Here is a 25,117-nt window from a genome sequence, read left to right as displayed (position 1 = left end):
AAATTGGTTGCTTCCCATCAAAATATAAAGGCTAAACTATGAGAAACCTTGTTCTTGTATGCTTCATATGGTTGGTTGGTAGCTGTATGTTAATGGCGCAGCAACCAACCTATTGCAATCCAGTAAATATTGATTACACATATATGATTTACAATGCTCATGAGGATTTATCCTATAGGTCCGGAGCAGATCCCGCAGTAGTGCGTTTTAAGGATGAATATTATATGTTTGTCACCCGTTCTATGGGATATTGGCACTCAAAAAATATGGATAAATGGGAATTTGTGAAACCTAAACAGTGGTATTTTCAAGGGTCCAACGCTCCTGCAGCTTTCAACTATAGGGATTCTATTTTGTACGTGGCCGGAAACCCTTCTGGTTCCATGAGTGTTTTATATAGTGATGCGCCAGAAAAAGGGGAATGGCAGGCCACTCCTTCTATTCTTCATAATTTACAGGACCCTGCGCTTTTTATAGATGATGATGGTCAAGGATATATGTATTGGGGCTCTTCTAATAAGTTTCCGGTAAGGGCACGAAAATTGGATAAAAACAAAAGATTTCGTCCTTCAGATGAAATATATGAATTTTTTAATCTAGATCCTATAAAGCATGGCTGGGAGCGGTTTGGGGAAAATCATTCAGACACCATAAATGGGGGTTATATTGAAGGTCCTTGGATGAACAAAATAAATGATACGTATTACTTGCAATATGCGGCGCCAGGAACAGAATTCAATGTATATGGTGATGGGGTATATGTGGGGGATTCTCCGTTAGGGCCATTTAAATATGCTCCAAATAATCCCTTCTCTTATAAACCAGGAGGATTTATCAATGGTGCTGGCCATGGCAGTACAGTATTGGGGCCAGGCAATCAATATTGGCATTTTTCATCTATGTCTGTTAGCATAAATGTTGGTTGGGAAAGAAAGATAGGTATGTTTCCAACCTTTATAGATGAGGATGGACTTATGTATTCAAATACCAGATTTGGGGATTACCCCCACTATGCACCCTCCCAAAGTGATAAGAAAGGAAGTTTTACTGGATGGATGTTGTTATCCTATAAAAAACCTATTGAAGTATCGTCTTCACAGTTTGAGTATACCGCAAATAATTTGGTAGATGAAGATGTCAAGACTTTTTGGCTGGCAGAAGATAAGAGTGATGATCAGTGGATTAAAATCGATTTGGAAAAACCGGCGTTAGTTAATGCCATACAGGTAAATTACAATGATTATAAGTCGAATATATATGGAAAGGTTGCCAATCTATACCACCAATATACAATTGAAGCTTCTTTAGACGAAAAGGAATGGCATCTTATTGTGGACCGTAGTGAAAACAAATTGGATGTGCCCAACGATTATATGGTACTTTCCAAGTCGGAAAAGGCAAGATTTATCCGTTATAAAAATATTTATGTTCCCACGCCATATCTATCTATTTCAGATATTAGAATCTTTGGAAAGGGATTTGGGAATGCACCAAAAAATGTTAGTGAAATTAAAGTGATACGTACCGATAAGGGAAGGGGCGCAAACTTAATTTGGAATGAAGTTGAAAATGCCCAAGGTTACAACGTGCTTTGGGGAATTGCACCAGATAAACTTTACAGTTCTTGGTTGGTATATGACAAGACTTCGTTGGAAATTAAATCCTTGAATGTGGATCAACCCTATTATTTTTCTATCGAAACTTTTAATGAAAATGGGGTTTCCAAAAAATCTAGGATAGTTAAGGCAGAATAAAACATCAGGCAATCACTAATGTCTCATATAACAAAGGTTAAATTTCAATAGTGTCATCTTTAATCAAAAAAAAAGCCTTTGATTTTCAAAGGCTTTTTGGTTATAGAAGAATAAGTGTTATTAATTCCATCCACCACCTAGGGCTTTGTACATATCTACACGTGCCACCAGTTGGTCCCTTTTGGTTGCCACAAGTTCCATTTTAGATTCCAAGGCCTCACGTTGGGTTAATAAAACCTCTATATATTCAATTCTTGCCGATCGGAACAATCGAGTTGAAAGGTCAATAGATTCCGTAAGTGCCTTGACCTGATCGGCTTTCAAGTCATAGGTCTTTTTAAGATTCTCCATGTTGGATATAAGATTGGCCACCTCTATATACCCTTGTAAAATAGACTTCTCATATTCGTAAACGGCCATTACCTGTTTGGCATTTGCCGTATTATATTCCGCTTTTATGGCATTTCTGTTGATTAAAGGAGCTACAATATCACCAATAGCGGAATACAAAAGCGATTCTGGGGTAGAGGTTAAAAACTTAGGCTTAAATGCTTGTAGACCTAGGCCTGCATTAATTTCTATCGAAGGATAAAAATTAGCTTTTGCCACCTTAATATCTAATTTGGCTGCTGCCAATTCATATTCTGCCTGTCTAATATCTGGTCGGTTTTGCAGTAATTGGGAGGGTACACCAGTGTGTAAGCTGCCAATAGTGCTCTCTATGAAACCCTCCGAGTTTCGTTCAATAGGCTGAGGTGACCTACCAATCAAGAAGTTTAGCTTGTTTTCGGTTTCCACTATCTCTTGTTGCACCTCAAATTTATGGCTTCGATTTTTAAACACTTCAGCTTCAAATCTTCGCACGGCCAGCTCGGTCGCCCTTGCCGCCTGTTTTTGAAGTCTAACCATATTTAAGGCATTTTCTTGAATTTCAAGATTTTGCTCTATAATGGCCAATTGATTGTCCAACGCAATCAGTTCATAGTATGAATCCGCAATTTCCGCTATTAAGTTGGTAACCATAAAGTTTTTACCTTCAACAGATGCCAGATATTCCAATACGGCCGCTTTTTTGGAATTTCTTAGCTTTTTCCAAATATCCAATTCCCAAGAGGCAAAAATACCAGCTGAATAATTGGTAAGGGGTTCAGGAAATTCTTCATCTTCCCTTATATTCAGGTTTTTCTCGACAGCACCATTACGCGTATATTCGCCAACTTTTTCAACTTCGGCACCTGCTTTCAAATTAACAAAAGGTAAATATTCACCTTTTCTGGCTTTTACCTCATTTTGCGCTACCTCAATTTGTTGCAATATGATATTCAGCTCTTGGTTATTGACCAATGCGTTATCGATAAGTGTAATTAGATATGGGTCTGAAAAAAATTCCCTCCATTGAACTTTTGCCGTATTCAAGGTGTCCATCGATTGATGCGAAAAAGATTCAGGCAGGTCAGGATGTGCTTCTCTCAATGTCTTCGATGGCACGCATGACTCAAAAGAGACCATTATGAGTGCAACCACGACTAGGGTTGGCTTTACAACATTAAGGATGGCCTTTATATATTTATTCATCTTTTTTTCTTTTTAAAAGTTTGTTCAATAATTTCTTCATCTCTCGAAGTTGCTGTTTGGTCTTGCTTTGTTCTTCACTTACACGGATGAGTTCTTCAGAAAATGGCTCATTGGCCTCATCTCTAATAAGTCCCCTACCTTCGGCCATTTTAGCGAAAATGTAATATAGACCGGGTATTACCAGCACACCGAAAATGGTACCAATGAACATGCCTCCCAAAGAGGAACCACCAATAGTTCTGTTGCCAATAGCACCAGCTCCTGTTGCTAAAACAAGCGGGATTAGACCTGCAATAAATGCAAATGAGGTCATTAAGATGGGTCTAAACCTTGCTTTGGACCCTTCAATGGCGGCCTCCAAAATGGTAGATCCCTGTCTGTGCTTTTGTACTGCGAATTCAACAATCAGTACTGCATTTTTTCCAAGGAGGCCTACCAGCATGATAATACCAATCTGTGCATAAACATCATTGGCAAGTCCCATTAGTTTTAATAGTGCGAGAGATCCAAAAATACCCACTGGCAAGGAAAGAATTACTGCGAAAGGGAGTAAAAAACTTTCATATTGGGCAGCAAGTACAAAATAGACGAAGATCAACACAATAATGAAAATGTATAAGGACTCACTGCCTCTATTGGCCTCATCATACGAAAGACCTTCCCAAGCTATGTCATAGCCCCTAGGCAAAGATTCAGCGGCCACTTCTTTTATGGCATTGATAGCATCTCCTGTTGTATATCCAGATGCTGGAAGTCCATTGATCGTGGCGGAATTATAAAGATTGTACCTCGTAATCTCATTTGGCCCTAGCTTTTTTTCCAAGGTCATAAAGGCAGAATAGGGGACCATTTCTCCCTCTTCGTTTTTTACGAAAAGTTTTGCTAAATCTGATGGAAGTGCCCTATATTCTGGTGCCGACTGCGTATACACCTTAAAAAACCTACCAAAAAGAATAAACCCTTGTTCATAGGTACTGCCGATAAGAATATTTAAGTTTTCCATGGCCTTACCTATGGAAACTCCTTTCTGCATGGCAATTTTATTGTTGATCTTTAATTCATATTGGGGGTAATTGGCAGAGAAAAAAGAAAATAATCCTGTTAATTCCTTTCGTTTGCCCAACGCCTCCATAAAATCATCGTTGATCTTTCCAAAACCTTGATAGTCAGTCGAGTTGGTCTTATCAAGAAGACGCATTGAAAAACCTCCAGAAGAACCAAAACCTGGTACTGCAGGGGGTTCAAAATATTCAATTCTAGCGCCTAGGTTTTGTGTTTCCTCCTCCAATTCTTCCATGATTTCATGGACAGAATGATGCCTTTCTGACCAAGGTTTCAAGTTAATTAAACAAGTACCGGCATTTGATCCACGACCCTCAGTCATTATTTCATAGCCCGCTAAGGAGGAAACTGATTCCACACCATCTACTTCTTCACAGATTTGCTGTAGTTTTCTGGCAATATCATTAGTACGTTCAAGAGTAGAGCCTGGGGGAGTCTGTATAATGGCATAGATCATACCTTGATCTTCATTTGGTATGAAACCAGCTGGTAAGGATGAATTGGTGAAAAATATAGCAGCGCAAAAAGCTATTAAAATCCCGAAGGTGACGATTCTTCTTGTAACAATGCGGTTTAGGAGGTTTACGTATTTGCCCGTAAGTTTTTCAAAACCATTGTTAAACCATGCAATAAATTTATCTATTGGTGATTTCTTTTTTGGTTTGCCATGATTGTTCTTTAACAACATGGCGCATAATACTGGGGTCAATGTAAGCGCTACTATAGCGGAGATTACTATGGACCCTGCCATGGTAATAGAGAACTGACGGTAAAATACACCTACAGGTCCTGTCATAAAAGAAATAGGAATAAAGACGGATACCATTACCAGGGTTATGGCTATAATGGCTCCACCAATTTCACCCAAGACTTCGGTAGAAGCTTTATATGGGGTTAAGTGCTCTTCTTCCATTTTCACATGTACCGCCTCAACCACCACTATAGCGTTATCTACAACAATACCAATGGCCAAAACCAATGCAAATAGGGTAATAAGGTTAATGGACAACCCAAAGAGTTGCATTACAAAAAAAGCGCCAATCAATGAAACCGGTACGGCAATTATTGGAATCAAGGTTGAACGCCAATCACCCAAGAAAAGGAAGACTACAATAGCAACCAATATAAAAGCATCCCTAAGTGTATGTAGTACTTGCTCTATGGATGCATCCAAGAAATTTGCAACATCATAATTAATTTTATAATCTAATCCAGGAGGAAGTTCTTCTTTTAGTTCCAGCAATTTTGCCTTCACTTCATCTATAACATCCTTACCATTACTACCCAGAGTTTGTTTTAAAATAATTGACGCTGATGGCCTGCCGTCTAGGTTTGAATAGATGTCAAAGAACTCACTTCCAAGTTCTACATCTGCCAAATCACCTAATCGTAAGGTTTCTCCTTCAGCATTTGCCTTAACAATAATATCCTTGTACTGCTCTGGTTGATTATATCTGCCCTCATAGGTAAGTACATATTCCAAAGATTGAGATTTCATACCTGAACTTTGGCCAAGCCTACCTGGCCTCGCAATAACACTTTGTTCTTGCATGGCCTCCATAATTTCCTCTGCAGATACATTGTAGGCACGCATACGGTCCGGTTTTAACCACACACGCATAGCATATTTACGACTACCTAAAATCTGTGCACTGGCAATACCATTTATACGTTGTATCTCTGGTATAATTTTAGTGTACGCGTAGTTATAAAGGAATTTTTCATCATTATGATCATCTTCTGCAAAAAGGTTCACGTACATCAACATACTAGGTTGTACTGGGGTTATAATCACCCCTTCTTGTTGTACTAGTTGAGGTAAATTGGGCATTACCTGGTCTACACGGGTCTTAACCATGACCACCGCCCTATTGGGATCGGTACCTGGTTCAAATATGATACGAAGTGTGCCTTCCCCCGCACTGGTGGCATCAGATGCCAGATATCGCATACCTTGAACACCATTTATGGCCGTTTCTAAGGGGATTAATGTTGAATTGACAAGTACATCCGCGCTGGCACCTGGGTAGGCGATAAATATATTTACCGTAGTGGGCGCAATTTCAGGGAACTGTGAAATCGGTAATTGTTTTATGGCCAATAAACCGGTAAAAACAATCATAACCGATATGACAATGGCCAATACCGGTCTCTTTATAAATTTTTTGAACATTTTTTGTGGTAATTAAAAATTTCTTATTCAGCGTATAAGGATAGATTGGCTATGACCAATTTAGGCTCAACATATTCCGTTTGAATCTTATCACCATCCTTGACCATTCGTATACCCTCTAGAATTATCTTGTCTTTTACAGACAGGCCTTTTTCTATTAGGAATAGGTCGGGGAGCTCTCCTGAAACAGTTATTTCCTGTTGCCGAATAACATTGTTTTTATCCACAACAAAAACAAATTTTTTGTCCAATACCTCGAATGTTGCTTTTTGGGGTATGAGCATGGCATTTGAAAAAGGTACTTTCATGAGTACACTACCAGTCTCACCATGTCTAAGTATACGATCAGGATTGTCAAAGGTGGCCCTAAACGCAATATTTCCAGTTTCGTGGTTAAATTCCCCTTCAATGGTTTCAACAATGCCGTGTTGGTTAAATTCTTTATTGTTAGCCAACAAAAGGCTTACTTCTTTACCGCTTTTTTTATCCGTACCGGTGATATAATCCAAATACTCCGCCTCTGGCACGTTAAAATAAACCCACATTTTACTATTGTCAGATAACGTGGTCAATAATTCCCCTTCATCCAAAAGACTGCCTTCCCTAACATGTAAATGATCCATGATACCATTAAAGGGGGCTCTAATATCTGTAAACCCCAAGTGGGTCTGTGCCAAGGAAACTTCGGCCTTTGCCTTGTCTAAAACGGCCTTGGCCATGGCAAGTTCATTTTGTGAAACTACATTGCCCTCTGCCAATAACTGAGTATTTTGTAATTCTATTTCTGCTACTTTTTGTTCAGCTTGTGCTTTTTGAAGATCCGCTTGGTATATGTTTGGCATGATATAGAACATTTTTTGTCCCTGCTGAACTATCTGGCCTTCGTCAACATAAATTTGCTTTAAGTAGCCTTTTTCCAAGGCCCGTAACTCAATGTGTCTTATAGAGTGGATTTGGCAAACATAGTCTTTGGTAATGGAAGTGTCTTTTTGAATAGGACTTGTTACCAGGTATTTAATTTCTTCTTTGTGGGATTCTTTTTTTGAGTTACAACTTGATAGGCCTATTAAAACGAACAAGCCAACAATCATGGGAAATCTCCTCATAATTTTGAATTTAGAATATGGATTATTTTAAAAATGATGTAAACCTAAGTAGACAACGCTATCGTATTTGGTAGGGTGTCAATAGGGATTTGATGGAAATGACATTTAATTATAATGTCTGTAAATAGGAGATTTTATATTCTAAATACTTGGTATCTAAGGTATCTTCTAAAAGGTGGGACTATTGCCAAGTTCTTTAGATTGGCAAAAGATACTTTTGATGGGTTAAGCGAGAGACCTAAAAATCGAATTTTTAAAAATAAAGCGGCGTCGCTTCCAAAATGTTTACTGTTCCCTGAAGAAGGAGTATGTCTTATCTCTTCTTCCTGTTCTTCAATTTCAGCAACCTCTACAGCAAGTTGTCTATGGCCTGATAAAGAAGAATGCCCTACTTGGGCATTTTGGCCTTCCTGAATAATATTGAAAAAAGAGGCTTCTGCTTCAGAAGCAGGGTTATCGACACTATTTAAATTGGAATGAACTAAATATAGCCCACACAATAAGGTGAGAATTAAGGACATTACATATTTAAATAACCTTTGTTTCATTTCGCTGGCGAAATTATATCAAGAAAATAGCTCGTGCAAGTACGTGCCGTTAAAAAAGTGTAAAAGTAGATATAAAAACGATTGTAGAGGTTTATAGGCCGTTTTTTTAGAATATTGATAATAAAGGTTTTAAGAATAGGAGGATTTTTAATAACGGTGTGGAATTGTTGTCCACGGTAGATCTTATATACTTACCTGGTTCCATCCATTTTAGTGCTAAAAAGTGCACTTTTTGGATTGGACTATGTTCGTTATATTTGGATAACCACTAAAAGAATACAATGAAGTCTATTTGGTTAAACTTACCGGTAAAGGATATTAAGGCCTCAAAGTCTTTTTTTAAACAAATAGGCTTTAAGGAAAACCCCATGCATGCCAAGGCAGATCATCTTGGAAGCTTTTTGGTGGGAGAGCACAATTTTGTGTTGATGCTCTTTCCGGAACATGCGTTTCAACATTTTGCACAAGCAGAGATATCGGATACCAGCAAAGGTTCGGAAGTTTTGATAAATATCGATGCCCAATCAAGATCTGAAGTGGATGAATTAGCAATCAAGGTAAAGGAAGCAGGGGGGAGGATTTTTGCCGAACCGGCAGAAGTAGATGGTTGGATGTACGTTATGGGATTTATAGACTTGGATGGCCATCGGTGGAGTATGCTTTATATGGAATTGGATAAAATGCCAAAAGCATAAAGTAGTCTAGAAAACAAAAAAGTGGTTCTGAACCATTGATGTCCATTCGCTGTTTTATGCTACGTTTTTCGAATAAAGAAATGGAATGGGCTACAGGTTTTATGGTCATAGTAATAAGGCGTAAATATTAGTACTTCCTAGAATATTGGTTAATACTATATTCTTAATACCTTCCAAAGAACATTTGTAAATAATATTGTTGTAATTTAAATGAGTCTTGAATTTGAACGATTGTTTTTATGAAACGTGATACCGAAATCTGGAAAGTCATGTTCGGAGGTTCTTTGCACAATGGTATTCCATACTTGGATAACCTTTTACTTTTTGTCTTAATGGGTGTATTGCATTCTTGTAATACACACACAGAAAAAATAAATTTCAACACTCAGATAAAGCCAATTTTAAATGCCAAGTGCATTACATGTCATGGCGGGGTTAAAAAAAGTGGTGGTTTCAGCTTGCTCTTTCAAGAAGAGGCCTTGGCAGCTACAGAATCAGGCAAACCTGCTATAATTCAAGGGGACGCAGCGGGTAGTGAACTAATTAAAAGGCTTAAGGAAGAAGACCTGGAGCTAAGAATGCCTTATGGGAAGTCTAAACTTTCAGATGAGGAAATTGAACTGCTTACAAAATGGATAGATCAGGGAGCCCAATGGGGCGAACATTGGGCGTACTCCTTGCCAAATGAAGTCATGGTACCTTCCATAACCGAGAAGGCGGCTCTGGTTGGTGATGAGAGAACGGAATTTGTGCAAAATGCTATCGATAAATTTATTTTGGAGCGGTTGGAAAATGAGACTTTATCCCCAAACAATCCTGCAGATAAGAGAACCATCATTAGAAGGTTGGCTTTTGATCTTACCGGTCTGCCCCCGACCAAGAATTTATATAGAGATTTTATTGAGGAAAAATTGACCTATGAAAATATGGTAGACACGCTGCTGGCTCAAAATACTTATGGAGAGAAATGGGCCAGTTGGTGGTTGGACCTTGCCAGATATGCCGATACCAAGGGATATGAAAAAGATAATGGCAGAACCATGTGGCGATATAGGGATTGGGTAATAGATGCCTTTAATAAAGATATGCCCTATGACCAATTTACTATTGAGCAACTCGCGGGGGATCTTTTGCGAAATCCATCTGTTGATCAATTGATAGCGACCGCTTTTCATAGAAATACAATGAATAACGATGAAGGAGGAACGGAAGATGAGGAATTTAGGGTTGCATCGGTCTTAGACAGGGTAAATACAACCTTTTCGGTGTGGCAAAGCACTACGATGGAATGTGCACAATGTCATAGCCACCCTTATGACCCATTTAAGAATAAAGAATACTATAAGGGAATGGCCTTTTTTAATAATACAAGGGATGAGGATACTCCTGATGAAAGTCCAAACCTAAGATTTTATAGCCAAGACCAGCAAAGGAAGAAAGACGCTGTAGTTTCCTGGGTCAGGAAATATGGTTCCAAACAAACGGCACAAGCCTATGGAGATTTTTTGCTTTTTAAGGAACCAAAATATCAGGCACATAATGCGCAGGAATTTGTCAATGGGGAACTTGCCGATACCAAATATCTGGCACTTTGGAATAATGGTTCCTGCATATTAAAAAATATCAGTACAGGTGGGGCATCTTTTATGTATATGGAGTATAGTGCTCCCGTAGACAGTACTACCATGACCATAAGGCAAAATAATGCTAATGGTCAAATATTGGCACGGTTCAAAATCGATAAAACGGATGGTAGAACAATCAGAAAAATACCTTTTAAAGCAATAGACCAATCTGTTAATCTATATTTTGAAACCCAAAACGATAATATAAGTGAACAGGTGTCCACAAGCTATATTACTTGGTTTGCCTTTATGGAAGATATTCCTGGGGCAAAGGAAATGGGCTATGACCAAATAAACCAAACATTTTTGGACTTGTTAAATGCCAAGACCGATAATCTTCCTATTATGGTTGAAAACAATAATGAAATGGCCAGGTCTACACGAATTTTTGAAAGAGGTAATTGGTTATTGTTGGCCGATACTGTTCAACCTGGCACTCCAAAAGTGCTTAATGCCTATTCCAATCAATGGCCAGAAAATCGGTTGGGCCTATCAAAGTGGTTGGTCAGCAAGGAAAACCCTTTAACATCCAGAACAATGGTCAATCGAGTCTGGCATCAGATTTTTGGAAGGGGTATCGTTGCCTCTTTGGAGGACATGGGAACCCAGTCAGACCCTCCTAGTCACCCGGCTTTATTGGATTGGTTGGCACTACGTTTTATGCACGAACAGGGTTGGAGCATGAAAGCCCTTATAAAGGAAATAGTGATGTCGGGAACCTATAGGCAAAGTTCGGTAGCTACTCCGGAACTATATCAAAAAGACCCGCATAATGAACGCTATGCCCGTGGACCTAGGTTGCGTTTAACAGCGGAACAGATAAGGGATCAAGCATTGGCCATTTCTGGGCTGCTAAGCAATAAGATGCACGGCCCTGGGGTAATGCCACCACAACCGGATGGAGTGTGGCAATCCGTTTACAGTAATGAGGCCTGGGTAGAGAGCAAAGGGGAAGATAAATACAGAAGGGCCATCTATACCTATCTAAAAAGAACAAGCCCATACCCTTCATTTATTACGTTTGACGCCGGGAGTAGGGAGGTCTGCACAATTCGGCGGACGGTCACCAATACTCCGTTGCAGGCGTTGGTGACTTTGAACGACCCCGTTTATTTGGAAGCGGCTTATGAATTTGCCAAAACAATGGATATGGAAGATGTGGAGAAAGGAATTTCAATAGGTTTTGAAAAAGCAACCTTTTCTGTCATCGATTCGGAAAAATTGAAGATTTTAAAAAGTCTGTATGACGGAGCCTTAATTGAGTTTGAAACCAGAATCGAATTTCAGGAAAGTTTTGCTGGATTAGGAGAAAAACCGACTAAAAAAATAGCAGCCTTAACGGTAGTTGCAAATGCCATTATGAACTTGGACGAATTTTTGACCAAAGCATAACTAGACGGAATTAATAGTATCATGAAGAATAATGTAGACAAGCTTATTGCGGAAAAGGTTCAGCGAGAGCTGGAAGCAAAAACCAGGCGCCACTTTATAAAGCAGTGCGCTACAGGAATGGGCGGTCTTGCCCTAGGTTCCATCTTTCTGGGATGCGATCCATTAAGACCAGGAAAACTTAAGGAGGCCTTAACGTCTGGCTTTACTGAACGGGATTTAAATCCGCTTGCAACGTTGCCTCCGCCTTTTTCGCCCCGGGTAAAGAATGTTATTTATCTACACATGGCCGGGGCACCTTCGCAATTGGAGATGTTCGACTATAAACCCGAATTGGCAAAACTTAACAATCAGGAATGCCCCCAATCACTTCTGGAAGGAAAGAAATTTGCATTTATTCGTGGTACGCCAAAATTGCTGGGTCCACAGGCAAGGTTTAAGCAGGAAGGGGAATCAGGTAATTGGGTGTCTGATAATTTACCGCATTTTAAGAAGGTGGTGGACGAGGTTGCTTTTTTAAAGGCTGTCCATACAGATCAATTCAATCATGGCCCCGCACAATTGTTCATGCACACGGGTAGCCCCAGATTAGGCCGCCCCAGTATTGGTTCTTGGGTAACCTATGGTCTGGGTTCTGAAAACCAAAATCTACCTGGTTTTGTTGTGCTTACTTCGGGAGGTAAAGCTCCAAGTGCTGGCAAAAGTGTTTGGGGAAGTGGCTTTTTACCGTCTGTTTATCAGGGTGTGCAATGCCGATCAAAGGGAGACCCGGTGTTGTATATTGAGGACCCAGATGGGATTTCCCGTGATTTGAAAAAGAGGACCGTGCAGGCCATAAACGAGATCAATAAAAGGGAATATACCAAATATGCCGATCCAGAAATTCTGGCTAGGATCAATCAATATGAAATGGCCTATAGGATGCAGATAGCGGTACCCGAGGTTATGAACATCAACAACGAACCAGAATATATTAAAGAAATGTACGGCGTGGAGCCAGGTAAGGAATCCTTTGCCAACAACTGTCTTTTGGCCAGAAAATTGGTTGAGGATGGCGTTCGTTTTGTACAATTGTTCGACTGGGGATGGGATGCCCATGGTACTGATCCCAGTACCGCCGTAGATTTAGGATTGAAAAATAAATGTAGGGAAATAGATAGGCCTATCACTGCACTACTATTGGATCTTAAACAAAGGGGGTTACTGGAAGATACCTTGGTAGTCTGGGGCGGTGAATTTGGAAGAACCCCCATGCAAGAAAATAGGGAAGGTAAGACTATGGGTTTTAAAGGAAGGGACCATCATGGCGATGCCTTTACCATGTGGATGGCCGGAGGAGGCATTAAGAAAGGAGCGTCACATGGACAGACGGACGAAATTGGATTTTCCGGTATAGACGGTAGGGTATCCGTACATGATGTTCACGCCACTATCTTACATTTACTTGGGTTTAATCATGAACAATTTACATTTGATTTTCAAGGCAGGCCATTTAGGTTGACAGATGTAGAAGGGGAAGTAATTCATCAAATTCTTAGCTGATTTATCAAATTAAAAAAAATTAATTATGAAAATTCCACACAATGGTTTTATTTTATTGGCAATTCTTATGACTGGTATGAAAGGGTATGGACAAAAAAAAGCAATCGTATTTTTTCAAACAGATTGGGGGCGAACTACTTCTATAGATGCATTTTGTGAAAAGACCAAGGCAGCAGGTTATGATGGGATAGAAGTGTGGTTGCCTTCATCCTTGGAGGACCAAAGTAAACTCAAGGATGCCCTTAAGAAACATAACCTTAAAATAGGTTTCTTGGGAGGGACCAATAAATCATTACCCTTTGAAGAAAGCTTAAAAGCGTATGGTGATCATTTGAAAAAATTGGCTTCGTGGTCTCCGGAATATATCAATTGCCATACGGGTAGCGATTTTTTCACCTTTGAACAAAACAAGGCCTTTATAGAAGCGGCAAATAGGATATCAAAGGAAAGCAATATTCCTATTTACCATGAGACCCACAGGGGACGTTTTAGTTACACCTTACCGGACACCAAAGAGTATTTATCAAAAATCCCGGATTTGAAATTAAATTTGGATATAAGCCATTGGATGGTGGTGCATGAATCCCTATTGGAAAGCAATGACAATGATTTAGAGGAAGTGATAGCGCACACAGGTCACCTTCATGCTAGAGTGGGCCATGCGGAGGGTCCACAGGTAAATGATCCTGAGGCTCCAGAGTGGAAAACTGCCGTTGAAAGACATCTTGATATTTGGGAAAAAATAATCCAAAATCATTGGAAAACGAATGATACGTTTACCATTACCACAGAATTTGGCCCAGCCACGTATATGCCAACCTTACCTTATACTAGGGTGCCTGTCGCAGACCAATGGAAGGCCAACCTATATATGATGAAGGTAATCAAAGACCGTATGCAGGTTGAGTAAACAATGGCACAATGGATATTCTAAAACAACTTATAGGAAGACTACATCCGCTTATTGTCCATTTGCCGATAGGTTTCATCATTCTAGGACTACTTTTACAGGCATATGACAGAAAAGGTAAGGTACACAAAGAAGTCATTGGTCTCATTTACCTATGGGCAGGTTACACCGCTGTATTCGCATGCCTTTCGGGATATCTTCAGTATTTGGGAGAAGGCTACGCTTTTGACTCGGTAAAATCACACCTCTGGTCGGGTGTTGTTACAGCATTTTTTTGTTTCCTGATGTGGTTTCGACTCAGAGGTATTTCGGCAATCGAGGTTCTAGGTAAAATTCCCGTAGTGGCTTTTTCTGTCCTAATTTTTATCTTGGTTTCCTTTACAGGACATCAAGGAGGGGCTATTACCCATGGAGAAGACTACTTGGTAGAACCCTTGCCCAATTCCATAAAATCAGTCTTAGGTTATGATGTTTTTAAGGAAAAAGAAATAGTACTAACAGAGGATACCTGGGAAAATGCGGTCTTCTATACGGATGTTGTACAACCCATAATCAATAATAGCTGTGTAAGTTGCCATAATCCCAAAAAAGCCAAGGGAGATTTGCTTTTAAATACACAGGAGGGAATTTTGACAAGCGGGGAAAATGGGCCTGTAGTTGTTGCTAATCACCCCGATGATAGTGATTTCTTTGCTAGAATGAAGCTGCCAAAAGAAAGCGATGACCACATGCCCCCAAAAGATAAAAAACAGCCATCCAAGGATGAAATTAAATTGGTTGGGATTTGGATAGAAAATGGCCTTTCTTTTGACAAGACCATTGGAGAATTAGGTTTGGATAAGTCCCTGTTCACTTCTTTTTTTCCAAAAGCAATTGAAACCGATTATCCCCATGCAGAAATTGCAGCCGCACTAACGGACAGCATACATAAGGTCAAGGCTAATGGCCTTCATGTTGAGCCAATAAGTGGGGCCACCAATTTTTTAAAGGTATCTGCGCTTAATCTACCAAGTTTTGATGATGCTTATTTTGAATCCCTAATGCCGATCAGGCAACAAATAGCCGTTTTAGATTTAGGAGGGACACAAATAACAGACACTATTTTCCAAAATCTTTCTGCCTTGCCCAACCTTACTATTTTAAAACTCGATCATACTACACTAACCGGTGAACAAATAGGGCTTTTGAAATCTTTGGCACACCTACGGACGCTTAATCTCTCCCATACCAATTTCAAAAAGGAGAATTTGAAAAAACTAGAACAATTTCAACACTTAAAAAAGATATATTTATTTAACCCTATTACGGGAAAAACTGGAACAGAAACTATAGGCAAGGGAAACACGGTTGTGGAGTATGGAAATTATGAATTACCTCCAATTGCTGCGGATAGTATTGTTTACTAGCGATTTAAAAATAAGGAGATAGATAATTCATCTAGGATAATAAACAAAAAAAAGCTCCCAATTTCTTGAGAGCTTTTTGCGGTCTGGACGGGATGCTGTCCTTGTAATTTAACTTTTCATTAACATACATTATTTTACTGATAATCAGTATTTTATGATAAATAAATTTTTTATTTTACATCATAAAACACTATTTTTGGCAAAAATGCGGCACGAATGCGGCACGCTGATGTACAATTATAAGTTTTACATATCTGATAATTCCAACCTAAATGGAACCCATAGTATCAAGTTAAGATACTATGAAAATCGTAATTCCAGAATTCAAATCGATACAGGAATCGAAATTCAATCCAAACATTGGAATAAAGAAAAATCCTTCCTTAAAAAATCAAAGGAAGTGGGTTCGGAGTATGTTCAGCTCACCCAAATGGATAGTTTGGCCAACCAAATAATCTCTTCTTATCGGAACCAGGGTAAACCGCTCTCTAAAAAACTATTTAAAAAGCAATTTGAAGATGGGGAACCCTCCATGAATACAAAACCTGTTGAAGATTTTTTTACTGAATTTGAGAATTATCTAGAAAGCAAAAAAGGAAAAGTAGTCAAAGACGTCATCAAGGATTATAATTCCCTTAAAAAGCATTTGGAAGGTTTTCAAGAATTTTCTGGAATCATCGTTGATTTTAATGCATTCGATTACCATTTCTACCAAGAATGGACGGATTATTTGGCCTACCATGCCCCTTTAAAAAATGGAGGGGTCGGCATGAAGAACAACACGATAGGTAAATTGGTCAAAAATCTGAAAGCTTTTTTAAATGATAGAATGCGAAGGAACCGTATCAAACCCATAGACCTGTCAGCTTTCAAGGTAATACAAGAAGAAGTGGACCATATTTACTTGACTGCAGATGAAATACAGGCCATTGCCGCTGTTGATTGTAAAGGTGATGAAGAGCTGGAAAGGGTAAAGGATTTTTTTGTTGTCGGTTGCTTGACCGGACTTCGGTTTTCCGATATTATAAGGATTCGGCCTGAGTATTTGGACAATGAAGGTTTTTTGAATATCAGGCAAAAGAAAACTTCAGGCCGTATTGTAATTCCATTACGCAAACAGGTGAAGGAAGTTTTGGCAAAATATGGTGGCCAAGCCCCGGATATTGATTCCTTTACCTTTAATAAACGTATCAAGGAACTTGGGGATGGGGCAGGACTCCATCAAAAAGTGGAAATTGAACATAAACGGGGTACCATTAAAGAGGCACAACTTTTGGAAAAGTATAAACTGATCAGTTCTCACACATGTAGACGCTCTTTTTGTACCAATGCCTATCTGGATGGTATCGATGTGCAGTTGATTATGAAAATTTCAGGACATAAATCGGAAAAGGCATTCCGGCGTTATCTCAAAATATCAAATTACGAGGCCGCACAGAAATTGAAGGAGGCATGGGGATTGGATTGATAGTCCTATGGGATTTTCAGCCGATTTAAATGCGACTAGAAAATAGTACCCTCAACATTCTATACAAATTCCCTAAAATTATTTTTGTGAATCACTTCAATAGAAGCATTATAACTTTCCATAAAGGATTCAGGAAATTTGGCTTTGGCTTTTGGACTCCATTTAAACTCGAAACCGGTAATTTTTCCAGATTCTTCTTCAACATAGTCGATTTCTTGTTGCTGCTTTGTTCGCCAGAAATAGGAATTGGCCAAAGAGCCTTCGTATGCCTTTTTTTTGAGACGTTCGGTTATTAAGAAGTTCTCCCAAAGTCCTCCAATATCACTTCGGCTGTCGAGTGCATTGAAATTTCCGATAATGGCGTTTCTAACTCCAGTGTCATAGAAATATATTTTTTGGTTCGTCTTTATTTCATTCCTTAAGTTTCTGCTAAAACTTGTCAGCCTAAAAATTACATATCCCTTTTCAAGTAAATAGATGTAATTGGCAACGGTATTTTTATCAACTCCCACTAATTGTGCCAACTCATTGTAGCTAACCTCATTTCCTAATTGTAGCGCTAGGGCACGTAGAATTTTTTCCAAAACTAGAGGCTTTCGTATTCCACTGAATGACAAAATATCTTTATACAGATAACTGTTTGTCAATTGTTTTAAAACTTCGATTTCGTCTCCAGGATTGTTGATGACATCTGGATACATACCATAGCGTATTCTCAATTCGAGCTGTTGTTCTGACTTTACGTAGCCGATATCCCCCTCCAGTTCTTTCCAGGAAATAGGATATAATTTATATTCCCATTTTCTTCCCGTTAAAGGTTCGCTGGTCTGGTTGTTTAATTCAAAGGCTGAAGAACCGCTTACAAATAGTTGTACTTTTTTGAATTGATCAGTAATTATCTTCAAGGTCAAACCAATATTTTCTATACGTTGCGCTTCATCAATAAATACGGTGGTATGTTCACCTATGATACTTTTTAATTGCTCGGTATTGGGATTGGTCAACAAATTTCTTACCGTTGAATCATCGCCATCCAAAAACAAATGCGGCCTATTTTTTAATATGGAATTGATTAAGGTCGTTTTTCCAACTTGTCTAGGTCCAATGACTATGATTGCTTTCCCTTTATCCAGCTTGTTGGTGATTTTACCTTCTAATATTCGTTTTACCATGGCTATTTAGTGAACGTATTCACCAAAAGTAAGTCTTTTTGGTGAATACGTTCACTAAAAGTTAATAAAATTGTATGGACTTACTACTTTAATTGCTCAGTTTGCAATGATTGTATTCGTGCTTTTCCAAATCCAACATCAAAATCTCATAGCAATATTCGTTTTATTAAACGTTTGATAAATACTTTAAATGAATATTGATACATATGTTCATATGACTATAGCATCATATGATGATAGCAATATAGCATTCTATATTCCTATGGATTGTTTTTTAAAATGATTATACTTTTTTGTGGCTAGGGGGAAAAAGACCTTGTGCAAACTACCCTTGGTCTTTCGACCCTAGACTTGAGTCTTTCCTTTCCCTAACCATATCCTTTCCGCGGAAGTTCACAAAAACTGCTGGTTTTTGTGAACACCGTTGAAAAAGGAGGATAAAGGTGAAAAGCGAAAGGGCTTTTCACCCTTATCTGCCATTCCGTTTCAAATTTTATAAAATTCAGTTCAAATATGCTGTACAGCATTTTGTGTACAGCACTCAGGTAAAATGCTGTGTAATGCTGCTAGGTTTGTAAAACAAAGTATAAGAGCAACTTGTTGCAAAAAGGGATAAGAGATTCTTTTTTAGTCCAGTCTTTTGAAGGTCCCATACTAAAAAAGTTGATTTTTTTAAGGTTTACCATACACAAAATGATGTATGCCAAACAAATAAAATCTTGTCCAATGCCATTAGGTTTGTTCAATAAGGTAAATCATTAAACCACTGTATCATGAAACGAATATTTATAATGGACGATGACGGACTCAAAGAATACGTTCCGTTAGATTCACTTCAAAAGCAAATGGATTTCGTTATCGAGAAATCGGTTGAGCAAGTTTCCACCGAAGAAGAATTATTAACTATTGCCGACTTGGTCAGAAAATTTAAAGTAACCCGACCTACAATTTATGCCTGGATGAATAAAGGGTTATTGAAAAAGATTCCGATTGGGGGAAGGGTATTGTTTCATCCGGATGATATCAATGAACTTATAAAACGAACAAGAAATGCTTCTTCGTAAAATGAATAGAAAGAAACTGAAATCTGAATCTACTCTATATTTAATCGGAGTTCGTGAAGCAAGCCATGTTTTTGCAAGCAAAAACTGCTCACTATGTTCGCATGGCTTGTTGGGAATACTCCCCAAACCCCTTGGAGATGGCAAGACCAAAAAAGAAAATACAAGACTTGAAAGCTATTCGTGTCAATGTAAGGATGACAGTATCAGAATATCTAACGGTATCTGAAAATGCAAGTACCTTGGGCATTACAATTCCTGATTTTATACGTTTGAAAACGACTGGTAGGGTATTGCCTAGAAAAAGAATATCCCCGGAGGACAGAAAACTTTTTGTCGAGATGGGTAGAATCGGAAACAACATCAACCAATTGACCAAAAAAGTACATTTGGGAATGAACAACACTCCACATCTAAGCTCTTTGTTATTAGAAGTCAAAAGCACCCTCGATGTCCTAAAATCAAATATTGTAAACGATGATAGCCAAGCAGATTAAGGGAAAGGATTTCTATGGAGTGTTGGCCTATAACGAAAAAAAGGTCGATCAGGGAATGGGATATGTATTGGATACCAATATTACCTATGGAAAAACCGTTGACATGACCCAAGAATTTAATATAATTAGACAGCTCCGGCCAAGATTGGGAAAGGCGGTATATCATGTTTCGCTGAACCTGCCCTATGAGGATAGTTTGAGCGATAAACAATTTACTTCTTTAGGAATGGATTACCTAAAGGGCATGGGGTTCGATGACAACCAATATATCATGTACAGACATCAAGACCAAGAACATGAACATATCCATATCATTGCCAATAGGGTAAAATTTTCCGGAGAACTGGTCAGCGACAGTAAGGATTATGAACGAAGTGAACGTTTGGTACGGAAACTGGAATTAAATTACAGTTTATCTCAGCTAGAGGATAATAAATTGAAAGGAAAAGCAACCATTACCCAGAAAGAGATACAAAAAGTATTTCGAACTGGAAACCCACCATTGAAGTTAACCCTTCACTACCATCTCGAAAATACAATCTCAAATTCTAAGAATACAACAGAATTTATAAGGGAATTGAACGCAAAGAATATAAGTCCCAAGTTCAACGTAAGTAAAAGTACAGGTAGGGTAACCGGAATATCCTTTAGATACAAAGAAATCATTTATAAAGGAAGCAGTCTGGGGCGACAATATTCCTGGAGCAACATCATAAAACGCATTGATTATGAACAAGACAGAGACCGTACAATTATTCTCGAAACTAATCGCACAGAACGAAGAATTGATACATCTTTTGAAGAAAATTCAAACTCAGCAACAGCACATATCAGAAAGAAACAACCTATTTCAGGCCGGGATATCAAAGGTACTAAGCAACCAAAATCTTATCTGGAAAAAGCTGCATCAGACGGATTGAAACCCTTTCAAATCGAGGATAATCCATGGAATACATTCAACCTAGAACTTGATAACGACAGCCGATTTAAAAAGAAAAAGCGGAAAGGAAAAGGGCGAAGGCGGTAATTTTAAAAGGGTAACTTCAATAGAAAAATCCAAACCCTATTTTAGCATAGGCATTTTTTAAGTTTAAATTTGAGATAAACTAATAGTATCATGATTACGATTGACGACCAATTGTTGGTAACCGATGAAATGAATGCAATCGTAATCGGATACACCAAAAAGATAGTCCTGAAAAATTTATTGATGGCATTCTCTTTTGAATCAAAAGGCCATTCCCAAATTGTCACTGACATAATTCAAAGTGTGAATTATTATGTTGCAGATACGAAACCTCCCGAAATTGAACTTGAGCTTTCAGCGTATGTATGGAGTTTCTTTAGGGCGCTCAAAAAAGAAGAACGTACCGCCTTATTTTTTTGGGCACTGAACAACAAATACCTCTGCTATTTGGATGAATTTGAATATGATAACAAAACGTTCAACGAAAGTGAATTCGACAGAAAATTTGGTAGGGAATTGGCCTTTAAAATGTATGAGCCAAATGATAGCGGTTTAATAGAGGACACCCTAAATGAGCTGAATAATTTCTTAATCAACTTTGCTGCGGAATTGGATTTATCTCTAATTGATGAATATACTTCAGAACAAATTTTGGAAGAAATAGATAATTATTGCCTGTAATGGAATTATCATTTCAGTCTTCAACCTTATCAATTAAAGCTGGTCATCAACTAGTCTACTACACAGGCAAATTTAAAAGAATTAGGAAGCACTGTTTTGAGTGATGTCTCAGCTTTATTGTTCTGACCAATTGTTACTACTTAGCGGATTTAAGTTTTTAATGACTTCTCTTGCCCAAGATATGTAGTCCTTGGTATTCGAATTCATCTCGTTTTTTAGAACAGCCTGTTTTTCCATTGCGCGTATATAGCGCTCAGCTACTTGTGCCTTATTCCAATTTTCTGCATTGCTAAACAATTGATTTACTTTTGCCTGCTCTGATTCTTTTGCTTTTTTTAGGGCCTCTAGTTTTTGTTCCTGTAATAATCTCTTGTTTTCTTCAATAGCTTGTTGAGCTCTTAAGTCATGCCAATATTTGCAGTCTTTTTCAATCCAAGCTATTATTTCGGGTAGACATTCTTCAATATTTCGTTTCGTATTGTCAATCCATTTTTTTTGATTGAATGAGGGGCCAGCCTGAAATTCAAGTTTATCAGACTTTTCCCAAGATTCTCTACTCCATCCGCTTTCATCTTTAGTTCTTATTCTATATACCTTCTGCCTTAGGTTTATTTCTGTTTTTTGACCAAACATCTCAACGTGTGCACTATTACAATAAAATATAATTTTACATCCCATGGCTTCCACGATTTTTATTAAAGTGTCCATAAATCGTAATGCTCTGTCTCTATGTTTCAAGTCTGTATGAATGGGTAATAAGTCGTTTTCATTTGCTACTTCCCAGTATCTAAGTCTTTTCTCACTATTGTCTATTTTTTCTAGCAGTTTCTTTGAAGCCCTGATTAAGGAATGATACGTTGAGATTCTTTCCGGTACTTTAAAATTTAAATCTTTCCGCTGTTCAAGTTCAAAAGCCCTTCTGTGATAATCTGTTCTATATTTTCTAATATGTTGCTTACAATCAAGATTTATTTTCGGGTCTTCATTTTTAATTTTTGGTAGGGTAGGTTTGACTACTTTTTTATTGAACTTAACTTTAGACCAAAAGCCCAGAGTTGGCAATGGTATGTTGTTTTCTGTACAAATATCCTTTAGACTTTGTGGTTCGATGTTGAACTTTTTCGCTAGCTTGTTTAAGGGTTCATTCCAAACAAGTTCGAATAACTCTTGTCTGTTAAATGTTTTTTCATCCATAGTTAAAAGTATCTAGTAAAAATGCGAGATAATTAGTAATTATTGCTAACTATCTCGGATAATTACTGTAAGTGTATCTTGCAGATTACATAAATGAAAAACTTTCGTTACAGGAGTACTCCTTTTCTACATAAAAGCTACGAGCGGTTACACATAAGGAAAATGAAGCTTTACCGACTAACTTGTCTTATGTAACAAAAAAGGGAGACATCATGCCTTTGAGGAGAGGATTTAATCTTATTATCCCTCCCAGATACTCAGAAAAAGACAAATTGACTTTGCAGTTGTACGCCGAAAATCTTTTTAAATATTTAAACAGAACTTATTATATAGGTTTATATTCCGTGGCTAAGTTTCACGGTGCAAGTCATCAGCAAATTCAGCAAGATTATATCATTACAACAAAGCCTACCTTGCTAGATATAAGTAAGGGGAACATTGATTTACGCTTTTTTACCTCCGCAAATTGGCCTGAAAAGAATATCCTAATCAAAAAGTAAGTTGCTGGGATATTTTCTAGATGTTTTTGGGTTAGATGATAAGGAATCTTTAGTAGGTATACTGATTGAATATTTTCAATTTCGTCAATACTATCCTGTATTATTGAGTCCATCGTCAACTGTATAGGCCGGCGCAGTAACAAGTCATTGGAAAGTTGATGTAAACAAAAAACTGCAAAGCGATATATAATACTAAGAACGCGCATAACACATTGACAAAACATGCTTCTTGAAAATTATTTTCACAAGAGAAATACAAGCTTTATTTCGGTCTGAAATTAAGTATGACCAAGAAACTGCTTTTTAGTAGTTCAAAACAAATTCAATCAATATTTGAAAATTAACTTTAATGAAGCGTATCTACCTTGGCAATTAGTAGTGCTATTCTCCTAAGTTTACGAAGAATGGTTAATGAAGTTAAAACCGATAAAGACTTTAATCTACTTATTCAGAAACAAATGAACTCTTTTTATTGATATGCTTTGGTACATACGTTTCAATAATGTGAGGGGTTATTTTTCGTAATGTTTCTCCATTCGTAGGATGTAGTCCTGGTGACGTAAAATATTCAATCTCACCTTCCTTGTTCTTAAAGTACCAAATCAACGGTTCATTTTGTTCATTAAAAAATGGGTAGCTCAGTCTAACTTTCACTTGTTTCATTTTTTTCAATTTCATAATGTCCATGGGTTCAACTTTGGTCCCAAATGCTGAATATGGCCCGGTAGTACATGGAACTGCAACATATAATGAGTCTGCCCAGGTCATGCAATTTACATTTGGATTGGCGTTAACAACCTTTTTGTCTATAATAATGGTAATCAAGACAAGTACCACAAAAACAAGACCGAGATACATCAGGATTTTTGGATTAAAACCTTTGCCCGATTCTTTTGCAAAATCCTTTGCTTGCGTTTGCCTACTGTTACTTGTAATCTCTTGTTTTACATCTTTTTCAGTTTGATTTTTGGTAATAAAATCTGCATAATCTGTATAGCCTAAATAGTTACACAAATAGGTCAGGACTTTAGGCTTTAATTCTTCAAGACCTTCTTGGTTGGTTAAGGCATTGGTATAATAATCTCTTAAGGTTCGCTCGCTAATAGGGTATTTATATTCCTCTAAAAGATAATCTGAAATATGTTGTGCTCTATGTGTTTTCTTACTGGATCCTAATTTTTTTTCAGCTTTTTCAAAAGCTAGTATTATTATTTTGATAGACATAGTATTTGTTGATAACGTTCATAAAACTAACATTTCTATGGAACTTTCATGGAAATTCTTTTCCGGAAATTCTTTTCCAGCCTTTCTCCATAAACTTCTTTTTCCTCACCATTACTTTGTCCTCGAGGATGATTCCACTATGCATTGCTAACATAGTACTTCTAGAAGATCATTCTTACGGAAATGTAAAATGCGGCCAGTTTTTTGGCCAAATGGAAAGTAGTCTAGGACTGCCGCATTTGATTTCCACTTTCCAAAAAAAAGAGTACTCAAAACTCTAAAGGGCTGGTAAAAACAAATCTGGGAAAACCTCAGACAGCCACTCCTATGTTAAATTTTTAAAATAATAATTATGAAAAAAGTAATGATAGCTGTAATGGCACTGGTTTTTAATATGTTCTTATTTTCCTGTTCAGATGACTCTGTTGCAGAGGTGGATAGTCTTTATGATATTCAAGCTACGGAAGGAGATGATGGAAATCCACCACCTCCACCACCACCTCCTGGAGGAAATAAATAATAAGAATTATTTGTTTAAATTGAACTGCGTCTTTAAAGGACGCAGTTT

General features: G+C 37.9%; 19 protein-coding genes. 12 read left to right on the top strand and 7 right to left on the bottom strand.

What is annotated here, in order from left to right; genetic code table 11:
* Positions 1 to 38: 38 nt before the first annotated feature.
* Positions 39 to 1,754, top strand: coding sequence for a family 43 glycosylhydrolase (locus ACOCEA_RS02550; protein WP_420754625.1), 1,716 nt, complete (start codon positions 39 to 41; stop codon positions 1,752 to 1,754).
* Between the two features lie 120 nt (positions 1,755 to 1,874).
* On the opposite strand, the gene ACOCEA_RS02545 is transcribed toward ACOCEA_RS02550, so the two are convergent.
* The 4 genes from ACOCEA_RS02545 to ACOCEA_RS02530 all read right to left on the bottom strand — a co-directional run bounded on the left by ACOCEA_RS02545 (position 1,875) and on the right by ACOCEA_RS02530 (position 8,218).
* Positions 1,875 to 3,329 (bottom strand): TolC family protein, encoded by a 1,455-nt coding sequence (locus tag ACOCEA_RS02545; RefSeq protein WP_420754624.1) that lies wholly within the window; start codon positions 3,327 to 3,329, stop codon positions 1,875 to 1,877.
* On the bottom strand, positions 3,322 to 6,564 hold the full coding sequence (locus ACOCEA_RS02540; protein WP_420754623.1) for an efflux RND transporter permease subunit: 3,243 nt from the start codon (positions 6,562 to 6,564) through the stop codon (positions 3,322 to 3,324). Before ACOCEA_RS02540 ends, ACOCEA_RS02545 begins: the two co-directional genes overlap by 8 nt.
* A gap of 23 nt (positions 6,565 to 6,587) precedes the next feature.
* The gene (locus ACOCEA_RS02535; protein ID WP_420754622.1) at positions 6,588 to 7,670 is read right to left on the bottom strand and encodes an efflux RND transporter periplasmic adaptor subunit; all 1,083 of its coding nucleotides are present in this window, start codon (positions 7,668 to 7,670) and stop codon (positions 6,588 to 6,590) included.
* A 134-nt stretch (positions 7,671 to 7,804) separates the two neighbouring features.
* Positions 7,805 to 8,218 (bottom strand): hypothetical protein, encoded by a 414-nt coding sequence (locus ACOCEA_RS02530; protein WP_420754621.1) that lies wholly within the window; start codon positions 8,216 to 8,218, stop codon positions 7,805 to 7,807.
* Positions 8,219 to 8,499: 281 nt separating this feature from the next.
* Here ACOCEA_RS02530 and ACOCEA_RS02525 point away from each other — a divergent pair, with 281 nt between their 5' ends.
* The 6 genes from ACOCEA_RS02525 (at position 8,500) to ACOCEA_RS02500 (ending at position 17,253) form a co-directional block, all read left to right on the top strand.
* The gene (locus tag ACOCEA_RS02525) at positions 8,500 to 8,913 is read left to right on the top strand and encodes a VOC family protein (protein ID WP_420754620.1); all 414 of its coding nucleotides are present in this window, start codon (positions 8,500 to 8,502) and stop codon (positions 8,911 to 8,913) included.
* A 239-nt stretch (positions 8,914 to 9,152) separates the two neighbouring features.
* On the top strand, positions 9,153 to 11,930 hold the full coding sequence (locus ACOCEA_RS02520; RefSeq protein WP_420754619.1) for a PSD1 and planctomycete cytochrome C domain-containing protein: 2,778 nt from the start codon (positions 9,153 to 9,155) through the stop codon (positions 11,928 to 11,930).
* A 21-nt stretch (positions 11,931 to 11,951) separates the two neighbouring features.
* Positions 11,952 to 13,469 carry a DUF1501 domain-containing protein gene (locus ACOCEA_RS02515; protein WP_420754618.1) on the top strand — a complete coding sequence of 506 codons (1,518 nt, stop codon included), beginning with the start codon at positions 11,952 to 11,954 and terminating at the stop codon, positions 13,467 to 13,469.
* A 25-nt stretch (positions 13,470 to 13,494) separates the two neighbouring features.
* Complete coding sequence (locus ACOCEA_RS02510; protein WP_420754617.1) at positions 13,495 to 14,379, top strand: sugar phosphate isomerase/epimerase family protein; 885 nt, start codon at positions 13,495 to 13,497, stop codon at positions 14,377 to 14,379.
* A gap of 11 nt (positions 14,380 to 14,390) precedes the next feature.
* Positions 14,391 to 15,785: a c-type cytochrome domain-containing protein gene (locus ACOCEA_RS02505; protein ID WP_420754616.1), complete on the top strand. Its 1,395-nt coding sequence runs from the start codon at positions 14,391 to 14,393 to the stop codon at positions 15,783 to 15,785.
* A 154-nt stretch (positions 15,786 to 15,939) separates the two neighbouring features.
* Complete coding sequence (locus ACOCEA_RS02500; protein ID WP_420754615.1) at positions 15,940 to 17,253, top strand: site-specific integrase; 1,314 nt, start codon at positions 15,940 to 15,942, stop codon at positions 17,251 to 17,253.
* Between the two features lie 59 nt (positions 17,254 to 17,312).
* Here the strand turns inward: ACOCEA_RS02500 and ACOCEA_RS02495 are convergent, their stop codons facing one another.
* Complete coding sequence (locus ACOCEA_RS02495; protein WP_420754614.1) at positions 17,313 to 18,425, bottom strand: ATP-binding protein; 1,113 nt, start codon at positions 18,423 to 18,425, stop codon at positions 17,313 to 17,315.
* Positions 18,426 to 19,198: 773 nt separating this feature from the next.
* Between ACOCEA_RS02495 and ACOCEA_RS02490 the strand changes: the two genes are divergently transcribed.
* The 4 genes from ACOCEA_RS02490 to ACOCEA_RS02475 all read left to right on the top strand — a co-directional run bounded on the left by ACOCEA_RS02490 (position 19,199) and on the right by ACOCEA_RS02475 (position 21,631).
* On the top strand, positions 19,199 to 19,489 hold the full coding sequence (locus ACOCEA_RS02490) for a helix-turn-helix domain-containing protein (RefSeq protein ID WP_420754613.1): 291 nt from the start codon (positions 19,199 to 19,201) through the stop codon (positions 19,487 to 19,489).
* Positions 19,490 to 19,542: 53 nt separating this feature from the next.
* A complete protein-coding gene (locus ACOCEA_RS02485) occupies positions 19,543 to 19,983 on the top strand; it encodes a plasmid mobilization protein (protein WP_420754612.1) in 441 nt (146 codons plus the stop codon).
* Positions 19,964 to 21,010, top strand: a complete 1,047-nt coding sequence (locus ACOCEA_RS02480) for a relaxase/mobilization nuclease domain-containing protein (protein ID WP_420754611.1) — start codon at positions 19,964 to 19,966, stop codon at positions 21,008 to 21,010. The genes ACOCEA_RS02485 and ACOCEA_RS02480 overlap by 20 nt, the downstream gene beginning before the upstream one ends.
* A gap of 90 nt (positions 21,011 to 21,100) precedes the next feature.
* Positions 21,101 to 21,631 carry a hypothetical protein gene (locus ACOCEA_RS02475; protein ID WP_420754610.1) on the top strand — a complete coding sequence of 177 codons (531 nt, stop codon included), beginning with the start codon at positions 21,101 to 21,103 and terminating at the stop codon, positions 21,629 to 21,631.
* A gap of 114 nt (positions 21,632 to 21,745) precedes the next feature.
* Here ACOCEA_RS02475 and ACOCEA_RS02470 read toward each other — a convergent pair whose 3' ends face one another.
* On the bottom strand, positions 21,746 to 22,825 hold the full coding sequence (locus ACOCEA_RS02470) for a hypothetical protein (protein WP_420754609.1): 1,080 nt from the start codon (positions 22,823 to 22,825) through the stop codon (positions 21,746 to 21,748).
* A gap of 944 nt (positions 22,826 to 23,769) precedes the next feature.
* The gene (locus ACOCEA_RS02460) at positions 23,770 to 24,549 is read right to left on the bottom strand and encodes a hypothetical protein (protein ID WP_420754607.1); all 780 of its coding nucleotides are present in this window, start codon (positions 24,547 to 24,549) and stop codon (positions 23,770 to 23,772) included.
* A 352-nt stretch (positions 24,550 to 24,901) separates the two neighbouring features.
* On the opposite strand from ACOCEA_RS02460, the gene ACOCEA_RS02455 reads away from it, so the two are divergent.
* Positions 24,902 to 25,069, top strand: a complete 168-nt coding sequence (locus tag ACOCEA_RS02455) for a hypothetical protein (RefSeq protein WP_420754606.1) — start codon at positions 24,902 to 24,904, stop codon at positions 25,067 to 25,069.
* Positions 25,070 to 25,117 lie beyond the last annotated feature (48 nt).

It is taken from the genome of Maribacter luteocoastalis (genome assembly GCF_048890225.1).
In the GTDB taxonomy this organism is placed as follows: Bacteria; Bacteroidota; Bacteroidia; order Flavobacteriales; family Flavobacteriaceae; genus Maribacter; species Maribacter luteocoastalis.
This window is presented reverse-complemented; position numbering and strand designations above follow the sequence as displayed.

Bases quoted from the DNA above. Each gene is read 5' to 3' on its own strand.
- ACOCEA_RS02550 (WP_420754625.1), top strand. From the start codon at position 39: ATGAGAAACCTTGTTCTTGTATGCTTCATATGGTTGGTTGGTAGCTGT.
- ACOCEA_RS02545 (WP_420754624.1), bottom strand. From the start codon at position 3,329: ATGAATAAATATATAAAGGCCATCCTTAATGTTGTAAAGCCAACCCTA.
- ACOCEA_RS02540 (WP_420754623.1), bottom strand. From the start codon at position 6,564: ATGTTCAAAAAATTTATAAAGAGACCGGTATTGGCCATTGTCATATCG.
- ACOCEA_RS02535 (WP_420754622.1), bottom strand. From the start codon at position 7,670: ATGAGGAGATTTCCCATGATTGTTGGCTTGTTCGTTTTAATAGGCCTA.
- ACOCEA_RS02530 (WP_420754621.1), bottom strand. From the start codon at position 8,218: ATGAAACAAAGGTTATTTAAATATGTAATGTCCTTAATTCTCACCTTA.
- ACOCEA_RS02525 (WP_420754620.1), top strand. From the start codon at position 8,500: ATGAAGTCTATTTGGTTAAACTTACCGGTAAAGGATATTAAGGCCTCA.
- ACOCEA_RS02520 (WP_420754619.1), top strand. From the start codon at position 9,153: ATGAAACGTGATACCGAAATCTGGAAAGTCATGTTCGGAGGTTCTTTG.
- ACOCEA_RS02515 (WP_420754618.1), top strand. From the start codon at position 11,952: ATGAAGAATAATGTAGACAAGCTTATTGCGGAAAAGGTTCAGCGAGAG.
- ACOCEA_RS02510 (WP_420754617.1), top strand. From the start codon at position 13,495: ATGAAAATTCCACACAATGGTTTTATTTTATTGGCAATTCTTATGACT.
- ACOCEA_RS02505 (WP_420754616.1), top strand. From the start codon at position 14,391: ATGGATATTCTAAAACAACTTATAGGAAGACTACATCCGCTTATTGTC.
- ACOCEA_RS02500 (WP_420754615.1), top strand. From the start codon at position 15,940: ATGATAAATAAATTTTTTATTTTACATCATAAAACACTATTTTTGGCA.
- ACOCEA_RS02495 (WP_420754614.1), bottom strand. From the start codon at position 18,425: ATGGTAAAACGAATATTAGAAGGTAAAATCACCAACAAGCTGGATAAA.
- ACOCEA_RS02490 (WP_420754613.1), top strand. From the start codon at position 19,199: ATGAAACGAATATTTATAATGGACGATGACGGACTCAAAGAATACGTT.
- ACOCEA_RS02480 (WP_420754611.1), top strand. From the start codon at position 19,964: ATGATAGCCAAGCAGATTAAGGGAAAGGATTTCTATGGAGTGTTGGCC.
- ACOCEA_RS02475 (WP_420754610.1), top strand. From the start codon at position 21,101: ATGATTACGATTGACGACCAATTGTTGGTAACCGATGAAATGAATGCA.
- ACOCEA_RS02470 (WP_420754609.1), bottom strand. From the start codon at position 22,825: ATGGATGAAAAAACATTTAACAGACAAGAGTTATTCGAACTTGTTTGG.
- ACOCEA_RS02460 (WP_420754607.1), bottom strand. From the start codon at position 24,549: ATGTCTATCAAAATAATAATACTAGCTTTTGAAAAAGCTGAAAAAAAA.
- ACOCEA_RS02455 (WP_420754606.1), top strand. From the start codon at position 24,902: ATGAAAAAAGTAATGATAGCTGTAATGGCACTGGTTTTTAATATGTTC.